At 35.8% G+C, this 14,064-nt stretch carries 14 protein-coding genes and 1 other RNA gene; 11 read left to right on the top strand and 4 right to left on the bottom strand.

Translation table 11 applies throughout. The annotated features are described in order from the left end of the window. Window positions 1–96 precede the first annotated feature (96 nt). The 8 genes from D9780_RS08095 to D9780_RS08130 all read left to right on the top strand — a co-directional run bounded on the left by D9780_RS08095 (window position 97) and on the right by D9780_RS08130 (window position 6,432). Window positions 97–456 (top strand): DUF1798 family protein, encoded by a 360-nt coding sequence (locus tag D9780_RS08095; protein ID WP_116277080.1) that lies wholly within the window; start codon window positions 97–99, stop codon window positions 454–456. A 45-nt stretch (window positions 457–501) separates the two neighbouring features. Beyond that, window positions 502–909, top strand: coding sequence for a cytidine deaminase (locus D9780_RS08100; protein ID WP_121639808.1), 408 nt, complete (start codon window positions 502–504; stop codon window positions 907–909). 266 nt (window positions 910–1,175) lie between these two features. Beyond that, window positions 1,176–1,490, top strand: a complete 315-nt coding sequence (gpsB, locus tag D9780_RS08105) for a cell division regulator GpsB (protein ID WP_073004098.1) — start codon at window positions 1,176–1,178, stop codon at window positions 1,488–1,490. Window positions 1,491–1,563: 73 nt separating this feature from the next. Next, window positions 1,564–1,939, top strand: an RNA gene (gene rnpB, locus D9780_RS08110) — RNase P RNA component class B. Window positions 1,940–2,109: 170 nt separating this feature from the next. After that, entirely contained in the window at window positions 2,110–3,261 is a 1,152-nt protein-coding gene (locus D9780_RS08115) for a THUMP domain-containing class I SAM-dependent RNA methyltransferase (RefSeq protein ID WP_121639809.1), read from the top strand. Then, complete coding sequence (locus D9780_RS08120; protein ID WP_121639810.1) at window positions 3,248–4,744, top strand: carboxypeptidase M32; 1,497 nt, start codon at window positions 3,248–3,250, stop codon at window positions 4,742–4,744. Before D9780_RS08115 ends, D9780_RS08120 begins: the two co-directional genes overlap by 14 nt. Before the next feature lie 93 nt (window positions 4,745–4,837). Further along, window positions 4,838–5,923, top strand: a complete 1,086-nt coding sequence (locus tag D9780_RS08125; protein WP_073004093.1) for a type III polyketide synthase — start codon at window positions 4,838–4,840, stop codon at window positions 5,921–5,923. A 2-nt stretch (window positions 5,924–5,925) separates the two neighbouring features. Beyond that, window positions 5,926–6,432: an isoprenylcysteine carboxyl methyltransferase family protein gene (locus tag D9780_RS08130; protein WP_121639811.1), complete on the top strand. Its 507-nt coding sequence runs from the start codon at window positions 5,926–5,928 to the stop codon at window positions 6,430–6,432. A gap of 154 nt (window positions 6,433–6,586) precedes the next feature. On the opposite strand, the gene D9780_RS08135 is transcribed toward D9780_RS08130, so the two are convergent. The 3 genes from D9780_RS08135 to D9780_RS08145 all read right to left on the bottom strand — a co-directional run bounded on the left by D9780_RS08135 (window position 6,587) and on the right by D9780_RS08145 (window position 9,737). Beyond that, the gene (locus D9780_RS08135; protein ID WP_121639812.1) at window positions 6,587–7,261 is read right to left on the bottom strand and encodes a queuosine precursor transporter; all 675 of its coding nucleotides are present in this window, start codon (window positions 7,259–7,261) and stop codon (window positions 6,587–6,589) included. A 233-nt stretch (window positions 7,262–7,494) separates the two neighbouring features. Further along, window positions 7,495–9,177, bottom strand: a complete 1,683-nt coding sequence (locus D9780_RS08140; RefSeq protein WP_121641457.1) for a SulP family inorganic anion transporter — start codon at window positions 9,175–9,177, stop codon at window positions 7,495–7,497. A gap of 359 nt (window positions 9,178–9,536) precedes the next feature. Continuing rightward, window positions 9,537–9,737, bottom strand: a complete 201-nt coding sequence (locus D9780_RS08145; protein WP_021291310.1) for a cold-shock protein — start codon at window positions 9,735–9,737, stop codon at window positions 9,537–9,539. 314 nt (window positions 9,738–10,051) lie between these two features. Between D9780_RS08145 and D9780_RS08150 the strand changes: the two genes are divergently transcribed. From D9780_RS08150 to D9780_RS08160, 3 genes are read left to right on the top strand one after another with little or no spacing between them, the layout of a single operon-like run. After that, on the top strand, window positions 10,052–11,722 hold the full coding sequence (locus D9780_RS08150; protein ID WP_121639813.1) for a formate--tetrahydrofolate ligase: 1,671 nt from the start codon (window positions 10,052–10,054) through the stop codon (window positions 11,720–11,722). Next, complete coding sequence (locus D9780_RS08155; protein ID WP_121639814.1) at window positions 11,722–12,342, top strand: HD domain-containing protein; 621 nt, start codon at window positions 11,722–11,724, stop codon at window positions 12,340–12,342. The genes D9780_RS08150 and D9780_RS08155 overlap by 1 nt, the downstream gene beginning before the upstream one ends. Then, a complete protein-coding gene (locus D9780_RS08160) occupies window positions 12,339–12,827 on the top strand; it encodes a GNAT family N-acetyltransferase (protein ID WP_121639815.1) in 489 nt (162 codons plus the stop codon). Before D9780_RS08155 ends, D9780_RS08160 begins: the two co-directional genes overlap by 4 nt. Window positions 12,828–12,908: 81 nt before the next feature. Here the strand turns inward: D9780_RS08160 and D9780_RS08165 are convergent, their stop codons facing one another. After that, a complete protein-coding gene (locus D9780_RS08165; RefSeq protein WP_121639816.1) occupies window positions 12,909–13,916 on the bottom strand; it encodes a C40 family peptidase in 1,008 nt (335 codons plus the stop codon). Between the last annotated feature and the right edge of the window lie 148 nt (window positions 13,917–14,064).

Consider the following 14,064-nt stretch of genomic DNA (forward strand, 5'->3'; position numbering starts at 1 on the left):
TATTTTAAAATAACACCATAGAAAAAAGTTCTTATTCATCTTCATTATATGTTACTATATAAACATAACATTATATTTAAGTAGGTTGAGATTTGCATGGATATAAAACAACAAACAAATAAATTACAACAAAATTTATATCAGTTGAAAGAAAAATTTGAGCATACGAATCCTCCAGAGGACCGAAAAGATAGAGCGTTGTTTCTGAAAGTTAAAGAGGAAACAACGCCTATTTATCAGTTGCTTGAACGTTGGGAAAAAGAAGCTTTACAGTTGGTACAAGAGCGCAAAGTGAATGTACATCCTCATCAAATTGTTTCTACAAGAGAAAATATGGAACTATTACTGTTGCATAGTTATTATATTGATGTAAAGAGAAAACGATATTTCGAATTATACAAATCAATACAATACATTTTTGATCAGTTAATGCGCGAGTTGGATACGCTGTCGTAAATATATTAAAGATAATTCTAAAATCTTTTGAGAAGGGGATGCATGATGAAAACAAAACAAGCATTAATAGAAGCTGCGAAAACGATTAGAGAAAAAGCATATGTACCGTATTCTCGTTTTCAAGTTGGAGCAGCGTTACAAACGGTTTCTGGAAACATTTATACAGGCTGTAATATCGAAAATGCTGCTTATCCTGTCACATGCTGTGCAGAGCGAGTTGCTATTTTTCAAGCAATTGCCAATGGCGAAAAATCATTTACGGAGATGGCTGTTGTTGCTGATACAGAAAGACCTGTACCTCCATGTGGATCTTGTAGACAGGTAATGAGTGAATTTTTTCCATCTGATATGCTTATTCACCTAACTAATCTAAAAGAAGATGTAAAAACGGTTAAAGTGGAAGAATTATTGCCTTTTTCATTTCAACCTTCTGATTTAGAACAAGAAGTGTAGCAATTTACGACGTTTGTTCTCTATTGAAAATGCAGACAAACTGGGGAACAGCAAACAATTGATTTTTCAATCGTAACAAACACTTTTTGATACTTCATTATGTACCACTCACAACGCATTTGCACGGATTCATTTTTCACACCTCTTATTTAATGCTATAATAAAAAAAGAGTACACAAACATATTATTTTTTTCCAGTCATACAATGGAAAAGAAGAAACAAACAAAGCCACACTTAATTATAGAACTGGTATGAGGTGATCGGAATGAGTATGAACCAAGTGCATTTAACAAGTAAAGATATTTTGGATAAAGATTTTAAGACCGCAATGCGAGGATATAACCAAGAAGAGGTGGATGAATTTCTTGACTTAATTATTCAAGATTATGATTTGTTTAAACAGGAGATCAATCGTTTACAACAAGAAAATGAGCAATTGCGAAAAACAAGTTCTGAGAAACCAAAAGCAAGGTCTGTGCAAACTGCACCTAATCATCAAGTTAATTATGATGTGTTAAAACGTCTCTCAAATTTAGAAAAAGCAGTGTTTGGTAAAAAGTTTGCTGATTCAGAAGGGTGATCTGGTGATTTCTCTTTCTTAACTTGCTTTTTTTTATCCATATGGTATAATTTTAACTTGGACTAGTTGTTAAATACTCAAGTGATCGCTGTAATTTTTACAGAGGAAAGTCCATGCTCACACAAACTGCGATGTTTGTAGTGTTCGTGCTTGACGAAATCATAAGTTAAGGTAACCTTTTGGTTAACGGCAGGTATATTTCCTAAGTCCAGTAATCGGATACGGAAGTAACCTTGAAAGTGCCACAGTGACGTAGCTGATTGGGAAACCTTTCAGGTGGAACGAGGTAAACCCCACGAGTGAGCAACCCAAATAATGGTAGGGGCATCTTTTAGTAGGGAATAGGAACCGAACGGAGGACAAGCTAAGCTTGTAGATAGATGATCACCACCAAAGTACGAGGTTGACCACCGTTAGCAGTACAATGGTACAGAACATGGCTTATCGAGTATTTAACAGGTCAAAAAATTAACATGAAGTCTCTCTATCGGTGTATAAACGAAAGAGAGACTTTTTTCATTTCCTATCTGAAATTCATTTGCATCACGAATAATTATTCATGATACATAAGAAAATATGGTAAACTAAAACACAAACAGTCATTGAAAGGACGTTTTTTATGCAGACAGTTACATTAATAGCTACCGCAGCGATGGGATTAGAGTCTGTTGTTGCAAAAGAAGTTAAAAATTTAGGTTATGAAGTACAAGTTGATAATGGAAAAGTAGAATTTGAGGCACCTATAAGCGCAATTCCTCGCTGTAATTTATGGCTTCGTTCTGCGGATCGAGTAAAATTATTAGTTGGTAAATTTAAAGCTACTTCCTTTGATGATTTATTTGAGGGAACAAAGGCTTTACCCTGGGAGATTTACATTGATGAAGATGGCGAAATTCCTGTAATAGGAAAATCTGTTCAATCAACATTACATAGTGTTCCTGATTGTCAAAAAATAGTCAAAAAAGCGCTCGTTGAACGGATGAAATTAAAATACGGCATGGTTTCTAAACTACCAGAAACAGGAGCAATGTATCGTGTCGAAATCGCCCTATTAAAAGATGAAGCAACACTTACGATCGATACTTCAGGCGTAGGTTTACATAAGCGAGGCTATCGAGTTGGGCAAGGTGACGCTCCGCTTAAAGAGACCCTTGCTGCTTCATTAGTATTATTAACTAATTGGCATCCAAATGAGCCTTTCGTTGATCCATTTTGTGGTTCAGGTACTATACCTATTGAAGCTGCAATGATTGGACAGAATATTGCTCCAGGTTTTAATCGTGAATTTTCATCCGAAAATTGGTCATTTGTTAAACAAAAGCATTGGGACAAAGCTTTTGAAGAAGCGGAGGACGTCGCTAATTATGATCAACCTTTAAATATTACTGGGACGGATATCGATCATAAAATGATTAACGTTGCCAATAGAAATGCACTTGAAGCAGGGCTAGGGGAACTTATTCAATGGAAGCAAATGCAAGTTAGTGACCTTCACTTTAAACAGCCTAACGGTTATATTGTAAGCAATCCGCCTTATGGGCAGCGTCTCGGAGATCAAAAACAAGCAATGAAAACAGCAAAACAACTTGGTGAAATCATAAGTAACTACCCCAGTTGGAGTGTTTATATAATAACAGCATACGATCAATTTGAAGCCGCTTTTGGTAAAAAAGCAACGAAGAAGCGAAAGTTGTTTAATGGCTATATTCGAACAGATTATTATCAGTACTTCGGTCAGAAAGAGAGGGGATATTCTGATGAAATTAAGTGATCAAAAACAGCAATTTAAAAATTATTTAAAAGAAATTGATTATTATCGAGAGGCACTTTCCCTTATACATTGGGATATGCGTACGAAAATCCCAACTAAAGGCGTTGAGCAGCGGTCAGAAGTGGCAGGTTTTTTGGGTGAAAAAATTCACCAATTGCAGACATCGAAGCAAATGGAAGCATATATTAAAGAACTTAAACCTAACACGGATGATTCTATTCTTTTAAGAACAATTGAAGTTTGTGAAGAAGAATATGAAAGGAATAAAAAAATCCCTCACAAGCTGTATAAAGATTTTATAATTACGCAGACTAAATCTGAAGCGATTTGGCAACAAGCTAAAGAGAATGATGATTTTCATCTATTTCGACCATACCTTAAAAAGTTAGTGGATTTCAACCGTGAATTCGCTTCTTATTGGGGATATGAAAACAATATTTATGATGCTTTGCTACACAAATTTGAGCCAGGTATCACAGTAAACGAACTAGATCATGTATTCCCTAAATTACGCAGTTCGTTACGCTCCACGTTAGAAAAAGTGCAAACAAGTGCTGTAAAGCCTGACCCTAGTATAATACAGGTTCATTTCCCTAAACAACAGCAAGTAGCTTTTACAGAGCAACTGCTTAAACAGATGGGCTATGACTTTACATCTGGACGTTTAGATGAGACTGTTCATCCATTTGCTATTCCATTAAATCAAAATGATGTAAGATTAACTACCCGTTATGACGAAAATGATTTCCGAATGGCTGTATTTGGAACGATTCATGAAGGGGGACACGGCTTATACGAGCAAAATATTGATCCTCGTTTAGCTCGAACACCATTAGCGACTGGAGCTTCTATGGGTATACATGAATCACAATCATTATTTTGGGAAAATTTTATTGCCAGAAGTTATCCATTTTGGGAAAAGAATTACGATTTATTCTTGCAGTATGCTCCACATTCATTTCAAAATGTAGATCTAGAGCAATTTTATCAAACAATCAACGAAGTGAAGCCATCTTTTATTCGAATTGAAGCAGATGAATTAACCTATCCGCTACATATTATGATTCGATATGAGTTAGAAAAAGCACTTATAAATGAAGAAATCATAGTAGATGATTTACCCCATTTATGGAATGAAAAAATGAATGATTATTTAGGGATCACGCCGCCAACAGATAGAGAAGGTGTACTACAAGATATTCATTGGGCAGGCGGTGATTTCGGGTACTTCCCGTCTTACGCTTTAGGGTATATGTATGCAGCACAAATTTATCATACATTATCTAAAGACCTTCCTGTAGAGAGCCTTATACGAACTGGTGACCTTACTCCTATTAAAAGTTGGCTCGCCAAGTCGATTCACCAATATGGTAAATTAAAAGAACCGCTGGAAATTCTAACTGATGTAACGAACGAAACATTAAATCCTGATTATTTAGTTCAACATTTAGAGAAAAAATTCAAGGCGATTTATCATTTTTAATTGTATAAAAGATGTTGTTTTTAGTATGCAATTTTGATCCATTAACAGGGGGAACAACGTTCAAACGTCATGATTTGTAAAGGAGATTAAAGCATGTCATATATTTGTTCGATTGGCCTGGGGATTCCAGAGTATCGTCTAAGTCAACAACGTATAAAAGAAATCGTTCAGGAAATTTTTCCTTTTTCCAAGCGAGAAATTAACCGGCTACTCCCTGTTTTTGATCATGCACAAGTGGACGAAAGGCAGTTTGTAGTGGAAGCTAATTGGTTTACAGAAAATCATTCCTTCCAAGAGCGCAACAATTTATTTATTGAACTTGCTAAAGCGTATGCGTTAAAAGCTATTGATGATTGTTTACATCAGACTGCGTTTTTATCCAATCCTATTGATTACGAAGATATTGATATGATTATCTTTGTGTCAAGTACTGGCGTAGCAACACCTTCATTAGATATACATGTAATGAATGAACGCCCATTTCGACAAGATGTAAAGCGCATGCCTTTATGGGGGTTAGGGTGCGCTGGAGGAGCTATTGGCTTAGCAAGAGCACACGATTGGTTGACAGCAAACCCAGATAAATCTGCATTAGTCATTTGTTGTGAATTATGTAGTTTAACGTTTCAAAAAGGGGATTTGAAAAAAAGTAACCTGATAGGAACTGCTTTATTTGGTGACGGTATAGGGGCCGCAGTTATTGTTGGAGAAACATCTCCATTAATTCAACATAATAAAAATAAAGTACCACGTTTGTTGCAATCCCATTCTTATACTAAAAAGGACAGCATTTCGGTAATGGGATGGCAAATTACCGATACAGGGTTTGAAGTGATTTTTTCCAAAAGCATTCCTGCGCTCGTGCAAAGTTTTTGGAGGGAGCATGTACAGCTATTTTTTACTCAACACCAATTAAACGAAAATGCTATTGCTACTTTTATTGCCCATCCAGGAGGCAAGAAAGTTATCGAAGCAATGCAACATGTGTTGCAAGCAAATGTTGATAAATTTCGGCACTCCATTTCTGTATTAAGAAAACACGGTAATATGTCATCAGCAACCGTTCTATATGTACTTTATTCATGGATGAAGGAAGCACGATATACAAATGAAAAAAGTGTGCTCTCTGCACTTGGCCCAGGGTTCAGTTCAGAATTAATTTTAATGGAGTGGATGTAGTAATGCCAATTTTTATGTGGGTTATTTTGTCGGTGATTATAATACAGCGACTAGTCGAGCTGGTTATTGCACGTAGTAATGAGCAATGGATGAAACAAAGAGGAGCCATTGAAAAAGGGAAGCAACACTATAAATGGTTTATTATTATCCATACATTGTTTTTCCTGTCCCTCATTGCGGAAATTATTTTTCGTAATCAACAAAGCTTTTCCTTTAACTATTTTCTATTTACTGCTTTTATAATTACCCAAATTGGCCGTATTTGGTGTATTGCAACATTGGGTAGATTTTGGAACACCAAAATAATCATTGCACCGCAATTTGACGTTATTAAGCGAGGCCCATATAAATACGTAAAACATCCTAACTACATTATTGTTGGTATAGAATTGTTTGTCATTCCTTCACTGTTTGGTGCGTGGTTTACAGCGATAGTATTTCCAATTCTACATGCGTTATTATTATATGTCCGCATTCCCGTAGAAGAAAAAGCTGTTTATGGGCATTAGAAACACTTATAATTTCCTATAGTGCTAAAATAAATAAACATGTTCCACTTATTGAAAGTGGAACATGTTTATTTAGTGAATATGAATGTGTTTTATTTAGGTTATGCTCAAAATCCAGATTAAAAAGAGCGGCTTTTTATTACATGGATAAAATTTAAACATGATTCATTTTTTTAGCTATATACATAAATGGCGTATCCATAATGGCTACAATAAACTTAATGACATAAGTAGTAATGAAAATTTCAAAAAATATTTCTGTTGGATAGCTTCCATAAAAAGCGATACTGCAAAATACGACCGTGTCCAATAATTGGCTAACACCTGTACTTCCATTGTTACGGATCCATAGATGCTTGTCAGCAGGAAACATCTTCCTAAATTTATCATAAATCCAAACGTCGAATGACTGGCTGATGATATAAGCTGCTAGACTTCCAGCAACCACCCTAGGAATTAAATCAAATATAGTTGTTAATGATTCATGAGCGATGTCGTCTGCACCAGGTTGAAACGTCAGGGCTATTTGCATAAAGATGGTCATCGCTAATAGCGTAGCAAACCCCATCCAAACCGCTTTTTTCGCTTCATCTTTTCCATGCTTTTCGTTAATAATATCTGTTGCTAAATAAGCTGTCCCATATAGAATGTTACCAAGTGTAGCAGTCAGCCCAAAAAGCTCGACAGTCTTTAAAACTTGGATGTTTGCAATAATTGTAGCCATTCCAATCCAAACATAAAGACCTGTTTTTCCAAACAGACGATAAAACAATAATAGCATGGAAAAATTTACGATAGCGAAGATAATCCAAATTATTTCGTTTGTCACATAAATTCCTCCTTAGTTTTGATAACGCGGGAGTTCTCGAACCGCGAAAAACACAAATGATATTATACGCTGCAAAGAACTAAAATGCAATTATTTATTGTGTATCTCCTGATTCAAGAAGTAAAAGGTGGCGCATTTTATTACATAAAATTAAAATATAAAGGAAAAAAGGTGTTTTATTTTAGCATTCTCAATCTATGTTTTTATTTTAAGAAACCGATTAATACGTGAATTTATTGATCTGATGATGAAAGAGATACATTGTTATTTTGTTTAAAAGCTTTACATGAGGTTCTATTTTCTTTAGAGCATACAGAACACTTGCTAACTTCAATGAGTTGCAGTCCATAATTAACTGCTTCTTCTGAACGACGAAAGATATGATGTCCTCCAATTTTATACAAAAGACCACTTGCCTTTAGCATAGCCATTACATCTGAATTTGCTTCTGAGATAATAATTATTCCACCCATATTTTTAAAATCAGTAACTAGAGAGTCTAAATTAGCTGCGCCTGTAGCATCTAAAATAGAAACATGCTTCATTTTTAAAATTAATACCTTTGGACGCTGGTTAATGGACCTTGTAATAATAGACTCGAATTTGTCTGCAGCTCCAAAAAATAGCGCTCCGCCAACAGTATAAAATGAAAGCTTGGGACAAGTGGAGCTTAACGTGTCCAAATGATTACCATGTATGGTGTCTTTGATTTTATCAGGAATAACTTTTTCTACTTGCAACACTTCACTCATCCGCTTTATGAACGAAACCATTGCAAGTAATAGACCAATTTGTACAGCTGTTGTAAGATTAACGAATACAGTCAATAAAAAAGTGACTACTAGTACAAGTGAATCGCCTGTTTTTAATTTTAGTATATGAATAAACGATTTATATTCGCTCATATTATAGGCGACAATCATTAAAATAGGAGCCATACTTGCTAGAGGTATATTCGATGCAAATGGTGCAAATAACAATAGAATCAATAAAACAAAAACACTTTGAAATATACCTGAGAAAGGGCTAATTGCTCCACTCTTAATATTCGTAGCTGTTCTCGCTATAGCACCTGTAGCAGGGATTCCACCAAACATGGGTGTAACCATATTAGCAATCCCTTGCCCAACTAATTCTCGATTGGAGTTATGCTTTGTCCCTGTCATTCCATCGGATACGACAGCGGATAATAATGATTCTATTCCTCCAAGCATTGCAATTACAAAAGCAGGTTGCCAAAGCTCAGCAATAGTTCCCCAAGTTACTTCTGGCATTCGAAAACTAGGTAAAGATTGAGGAATACCACCAAAGGATGTACCGATGGTTGCCACTTCAGAAGGATATAACAGCATGGCGACAGCTGTTGGTAAAATCAATGCAACAAGTAGAATAGGAACCTTTGGAAGCACCTTTGGGATAAAGATGATAACGAATAGACCTATTAGTGCTGTACAAACGCTATACCAATTAATAAAAGATATATTCTCTATAATTTGCATCATATTTTCATGAAAATATTGCTTTTTCTCAAGTTCTTCAAGACCAAGAAAATTACCAATTTGACCGCTAAATATAATAACAGCAATTCCTGATGTAAATCCGATAGTTACTGATCTAGGAATGAATTGAATCAATTTGCCAAATTTAAATATCCCCATCAACAAGAGTATAAATCCTGATAAAAACCCGGCTACCAATAATTTTTCATATCCATACTCTAATACAATAGCCAGTAATATCGGAATAAATGCTCCCGTTGGACCAGCAATTTGAAATCTGGAACCCCCAAACAAAGCTACAAGAAGACCTGCAAAAATGGTTGTATATAAACCGTACTCAGGCTTAACACCAGAGGCAATAGCAAACGCCATCCCAAGTGGAATAGCCACAATCCCTACTGTTAAACCTGCAATCATGTCACGCTTTATATCGGCTAATGAAAAACTGTTGAAACGATTGTCTGTAAACAAATAATCTGATCTCTCCTAATAATATTTTTTTGTAAATACTAATTGGGTTTTTCGTAAAGAAAACAAACCATTAAGTATTTGTAATAGAATGACGATTAGCGTATGAAGTTAGGCTTTTCTAAAGAAGGAAAAGAGATATGCAATCACGAAAAAAGTCACTCTCCCTCTGTAGAGTGACAACGTCTAATGATTTAATCGTTAGAAAGCTGTAGTTTTTCTTATACTATAAACCTTTACTTTCTTATAGTACAAAAAAAGCGGTAATCTAACGAAAAGATTACCGCTTTATCTATGAGGTACGTTCGTTATTTTTTTACAACATTAGCTGCTTGTGGTCCGCGTTCACCTTCAACGATATCAAAAGAAACTTCTTGGCCTTCTTCAAGTGTTTTAAAACCTTCTTCTTGAATTGCTGAGTAATGTACAAAGACATCGTTTCCTTCTTCTTGCTGAATAAATCCATATCCTTTTTCAGCGTTAAACCATTTTACTACTCCGTTTTCCATCTAATTAATCCTCCTAAAATGCTTCACGTTCCCTTTGAAAAACGTGGTAATGCAAAGCAGATAACAGAACATAAAAATAGACAGCCTCTATAGAAGTGTAGGATCACTTTACACCCACTTCTATGGAAGCTGCCTGCATGAATGAATCCGTACATCTTCTTTGCTTGATTCTAATATAGCTTATTTATGTAACTTCGTCAAGGAAAGTAAGGACGATAACTCGACATTTTTTATGTTTCCAGTTATGATTTAAATGTATTAAATAAGCAATGAAAACGATTACTGAAACATCAAATTGAAAGGGGTCATACTATATGAATAAGGATATTGAAATTGCCCAACAAACACCGTTAGAGCCAATACATAACATTGCAGAGCAACTTCAACTAACTTCAGAGGATTGGGAACCATATGGACATTCAAAAGCTAAGCTGTCAGCAACCTTATTTGAGAAATTGAAACAAAAGAAAAGTGGAAAGATTATTTTAGTCACATCAATTAATCCAACACCCGCAGGAGAAGGGAAATCAACAGTTACGGTTGGACTTGGACAAGCATTAAACCAAATGGGAAAGAATGCCATTATTGCACTTCGCGAGCCTTCGCTAGGTCCAGTAATGGGAATTAAAGGTGGGGCAGCAGGAGGGGGTTATTCCCAAGTTTTACCGATGGAAGATATTAATTTGCATTTTACTGGGGATATTCATGCTATAACTACAGCAAATAACGCTTTAGCTGCATTGATTGACAATCATATTCATCAAGGCAATGAATTACAAATTGACCCAAGAAAGATTGAATGGAAACGAGTAGTAGATATGAATGATCGCGCTCTAAGGCAGATCGTTGTTGGGCTAGGTGGAGCAAACCAAGGAGTTCCTCGAGAAGATGGTTTCAATATTACTGTAGCATCTGAAATTATGGCTATACTTTGCTTAGCCACCGATGTACAAGATTTAAAAGAAAGGCTTCGTTCCATCGTTATCGGCTATACATTCGATCATCATCCTATCACAGTTAGCGATTTGAAAGTAGAAGGCGCATTAACCCTGTTATTAAAAGACGCAATAAAACCAAACCTTGTACAAACAACAGAAAACACACCTGCTATTATTCATGGAGGTCCATTCGCTAATATCGCTCATGGCTGTAATAGCATTATTGCGACAAAAATGGCAGCTAAGTTGGCAGATTATACAGTAACAGAAGCTGGGTTTGGAGCGGATTTAGGAGCTGAAAAGTATTTTCATATTAAATCTCATGCAGGTAATATTGATACCTCAGCTGTTGTTATCGTCGCTACTGTACGTGCGCTAAAAATGCACGGCGGCGTTACAAAAGATAGGTTGATGGAGGAAAACATCACAGCTTTAGAGGCTGGCATGGATAATTTACAAAAACATATTGAAACCATTCAGGCTTTTAACGTACCTTTTGTTGTGGCAATTAATCAATTTCCAACCGATACAAAGCAGGAAACATCCTTTATTCAGCAATGGTGTCAAGCGCGAGGTTATGATGTTGCGTTAACTACCGTATGGGCTCATGGGGGAAAAGGAGGAATAGAGTTAGCTGAAAAAGTAATCGCTAAAACAAATAATTTTCCTTCTTCTTTTCAACCTTTATATGACATAAACGAGTCCTTGGAAAACAAGTTAAGAATAGTAGCTCAGAAAGTATATGGGGCAGATGATATTGAAATAACAAAAGAGGCTCGTAAACAATTACGTTTTTTCCAAGAACAAGGTTGGGGGAATTTGCCTGTTTGTATGGCTAAAACCCAATATTCATTATCAGATGACCCAACGTTATTAGGAAGACCAACAGGGTTTACTATTACAATTAGAGAGCTTCGAGCATCTATTGGGGCCGGATTTATTGTCGCTTTAACTGGTGACGTAATGACAATGCCAGGGCTTCCTGCCAAACCGGCTGCTTTACAAATGGATGTAGGAGAAGATGGACGAGCAAAAGGATTATTCTAATGCAAACAGCAGAACAACTATCTGAGATAGAGTATTTTGTATACAGGTTATTTTCTAATGACATTACCGGTCACGATTATTATCATATGAGGCGAGTGGCTCGTTTGGCAAAATATATAGCGGAAAAAGAAGGTGTTAACCCGTTTATTTGTGAAACAGCTGCTTGGCTGCATGACGTTGGGGATGAAAAATTGTTTATAAATCCTCGTGTTGTCATTCAAGAAATGGAAGATTTGCTTGATCGCCTTTCTTTAACAAAACAACAAATAGAGAAAATAAAGCAAGCAATGCAAGATGTTTCTTTTCGTAAAGGGAAAACACCTGTAAACCTAGAGGGGAAAATCGTTCAAGATGCTGATCGGTTGGATGCTATTGGGGCAATTGGCATCGCTCGTGCTTTTAGCTATGGTGGGGCAAAAGAACGCCATCTTTATCATGAGGAATTAGACAATCATACAATCCAACATTTTTACGAAAAGCTATTACGTATTCCAGATAAGTTGCACACAGCATCCGCTAAAACCATTGCAAAAGAACGACATCACATCATGCAGCAATTTCTAGAACAGTTTTATCAGGATTGGAATTTCCCTGATATAGAAAATAGGGGTGAAAAATGAATATTCGTTTAACTAGATTAAAAGCTAGTGATGCAGAAGCTTTACTAGTGTTTGAAGCGGAAAATCGTTACTTCTTTGAGACAATGGTGCCCAGCCGTGGGGATGCGTACTATATGTCTGAAAATTTCCAAACAAGACATAAACAACTATTAAAGGAAAAAGACGATCATGATTCCATATTAGGTAGAATTAATGTGGTTGATTTAAATAAACAACGCCGAGGAAAGCTAGGCTACCGAATTGGCAAGATGTATACTGGAAAAGGATTAGCAACAAAAGGTTTGCAGCTTTTCATGAAAGAAGTAATAAAATTGGACATAAGAAAGATACACGCGAAAACAACCAGTAATAATTTCCCATCTCAAAGGGTGTTACAGAAAAACGGCTTTCATTACGAAAAAACAGATACGGATTCATTTAATATGAATGGTGAGGAAGTAAAGTTTGTGTACTATTCATGGGAGAATGGTAGAGAATTAGTATGACATTGTATTTTAAAACTTAGATTGAGCGTTTTATGCAATGGAGAAATTATGCTTGCAAAAACGCTCTTTTATAAAGGCAAATCATTGTTTTACACGTGTAGCACCTAAATACCTTTCTTGCCAATAAGAATTATTCATTTTGCTTACTTCAACACCTCTCGATTCTCCTGCATGAATAAAGCTACCATTACCGACGTAGATCCCCATATGAGAGGGGCCAGGCTTATAAGTTTCAAAAAAAACGAGATCTCCAACAGATGGCTCAGATATTGGTTGTGAAAAATTATAGATTTCACTAACTGTACGTGGAATGGTGATACCTTCTTGTTGAAAAACATACTGAATAAAACCACTGCAATCAAATCCACCTGGAGATGTTCCACCCCAAACATAAGGTGTTCCCATTTGGGATTGGGCTTTTTCTACAATACCTGAACCATTAATACCTGTATAAGTAGCCTTTTGAACAGCCTTTTGTTTTGTTTTTTCTTTTCGTTCCGTATTTGTTTCTTTATTGGTAGCAGGTAATGTTGGTTGTTTTTCTGTTGGTGTAGGTGGAGGGGCTATTATCAATTTCAAGTCATGCTTATTTTCAGCAACTTCTAACGCTTGCTTGGTTAGCGGGCCATATATGCCATCTAATTTACCTTCATAGTACCCGAAATATTGTAAGGATTTTTGTACAAGTTTCACTTTTTCGTTATGCATACCAGGCTGAATTTCTTTAGCAAAAGTTTTTAACTGTTGTTTATATTGTTTTTGCTCATTTTTTACGATAGCTGTTAATGTCTCTTTATTTGCATTTCCGTTTATAGATAGCTTATGATCTGCTTGAAAATTTTTAATCGCATGCTTCGTATAATATCCAAACATTCCATCAACTGGTTGGTCAAAATACGATAATGTATGTAATTTTTTTTGTAACAAACGAACACTCTTACCGTGCTCATCAATTTCTAACTGATTTGATTTAAATAAGATTTTATTTTGCAATTCAGGATATGCGTCGACATAATTTACAAAAGGCTGCGTCATTACAAAGCCATAGAGTAAAGATGTTTTCATGATTTTTTCCACATTTCTATTCATACACAAAACTCCCCTCCAATTACACTCTTGATGCAAGCAACTTTTGGCAAATTGGCGTCATGTGGTCTATTAATAGAAATATGTAGTTTTCAGCTAGTTATGAATTACGTTTTGATTACAAATGATTGGGTCAAGCTTTTATGTTACA

It is taken from the genome of Virgibacillus sp. Bac330 (assembly GCF_003667845.1).
Classification (GTDB): Bacteria; Bacillota; Bacilli; order Bacillales; family Amphibacillaceae; genus Virgibacillus; species Virgibacillus chiguensis.

Bases quoted from the DNA above. Each gene is read 5' to 3' on its own strand.
- D9780_RS08155 (WP_121639814.1), top strand. From the start codon at position 11,722: ATGCAAACAGCAGAACAACTATCTGAGATAGAGTATTTTGTATACAGG.
- D9780_RS08130 (WP_121639811.1), top strand. From the start codon at position 5,926: ATGCCAATTTTTATGTGGGTTATTTTGTCGGTGATTATAATACAGCGA.
- D9780_RS08120 (WP_121639810.1), top strand. From the start codon at position 3,248: ATGAAATTAAGTGATCAAAAACAGCAATTTAAAAATTATTTAAAAGAA.
- D9780_RS08125 (WP_073004093.1), top strand. From the start codon at position 4,838: ATGTCATATATTTGTTCGATTGGCCTGGGGATTCCAGAGTATCGTCTA.
- D9780_RS08140 (WP_121641457.1), bottom strand. From the start codon at position 9,177: ATGATTGCAGGTTTAACAGTAGGGATTGTGGCTATTCCACTTGGGATG.
- D9780_RS08160 (WP_121639815.1), top strand. From the start codon at position 12,339: ATGAATATTCGTTTAACTAGATTAAAAGCTAGTGATGCAGAAGCTTTA.
- D9780_RS08165 (WP_121639816.1), bottom strand. From the start codon at position 13,916: ATGAATAGAAATGTGGAAAAAATCATGAAAACATCTTTACTCTATGGC.
- gpsB (WP_073004098.1), top strand. From the start codon at position 1,176: ATGAGTATGAACCAAGTGCATTTAACAAGTAAAGATATTTTGGATAAA.
- D9780_RS08100 (WP_121639808.1), top strand. From the start codon at position 502: ATGAAAACAAAACAAGCATTAATAGAAGCTGCGAAAACGATTAGAGAA.
- D9780_RS08115 (WP_121639809.1), top strand. From the start codon at position 2,110: ATGCAGACAGTTACATTAATAGCTACCGCAGCGATGGGATTAGAGTCT.
- D9780_RS08150 (WP_121639813.1), top strand. From the start codon at position 10,052: ATGAATAAGGATATTGAAATTGCCCAACAAACACCGTTAGAGCCAATA.
- D9780_RS08145 (WP_021291310.1), bottom strand. From the start codon at position 9,737: ATGGAAAACGGAGTAGTAAAATGGTTTAACGCTGAAAAAGGATATGGA.
- D9780_RS08095 (WP_116277080.1), top strand. From the start codon at position 97: ATGGATATAAAACAACAAACAAATAAATTACAACAAAATTTATATCAG.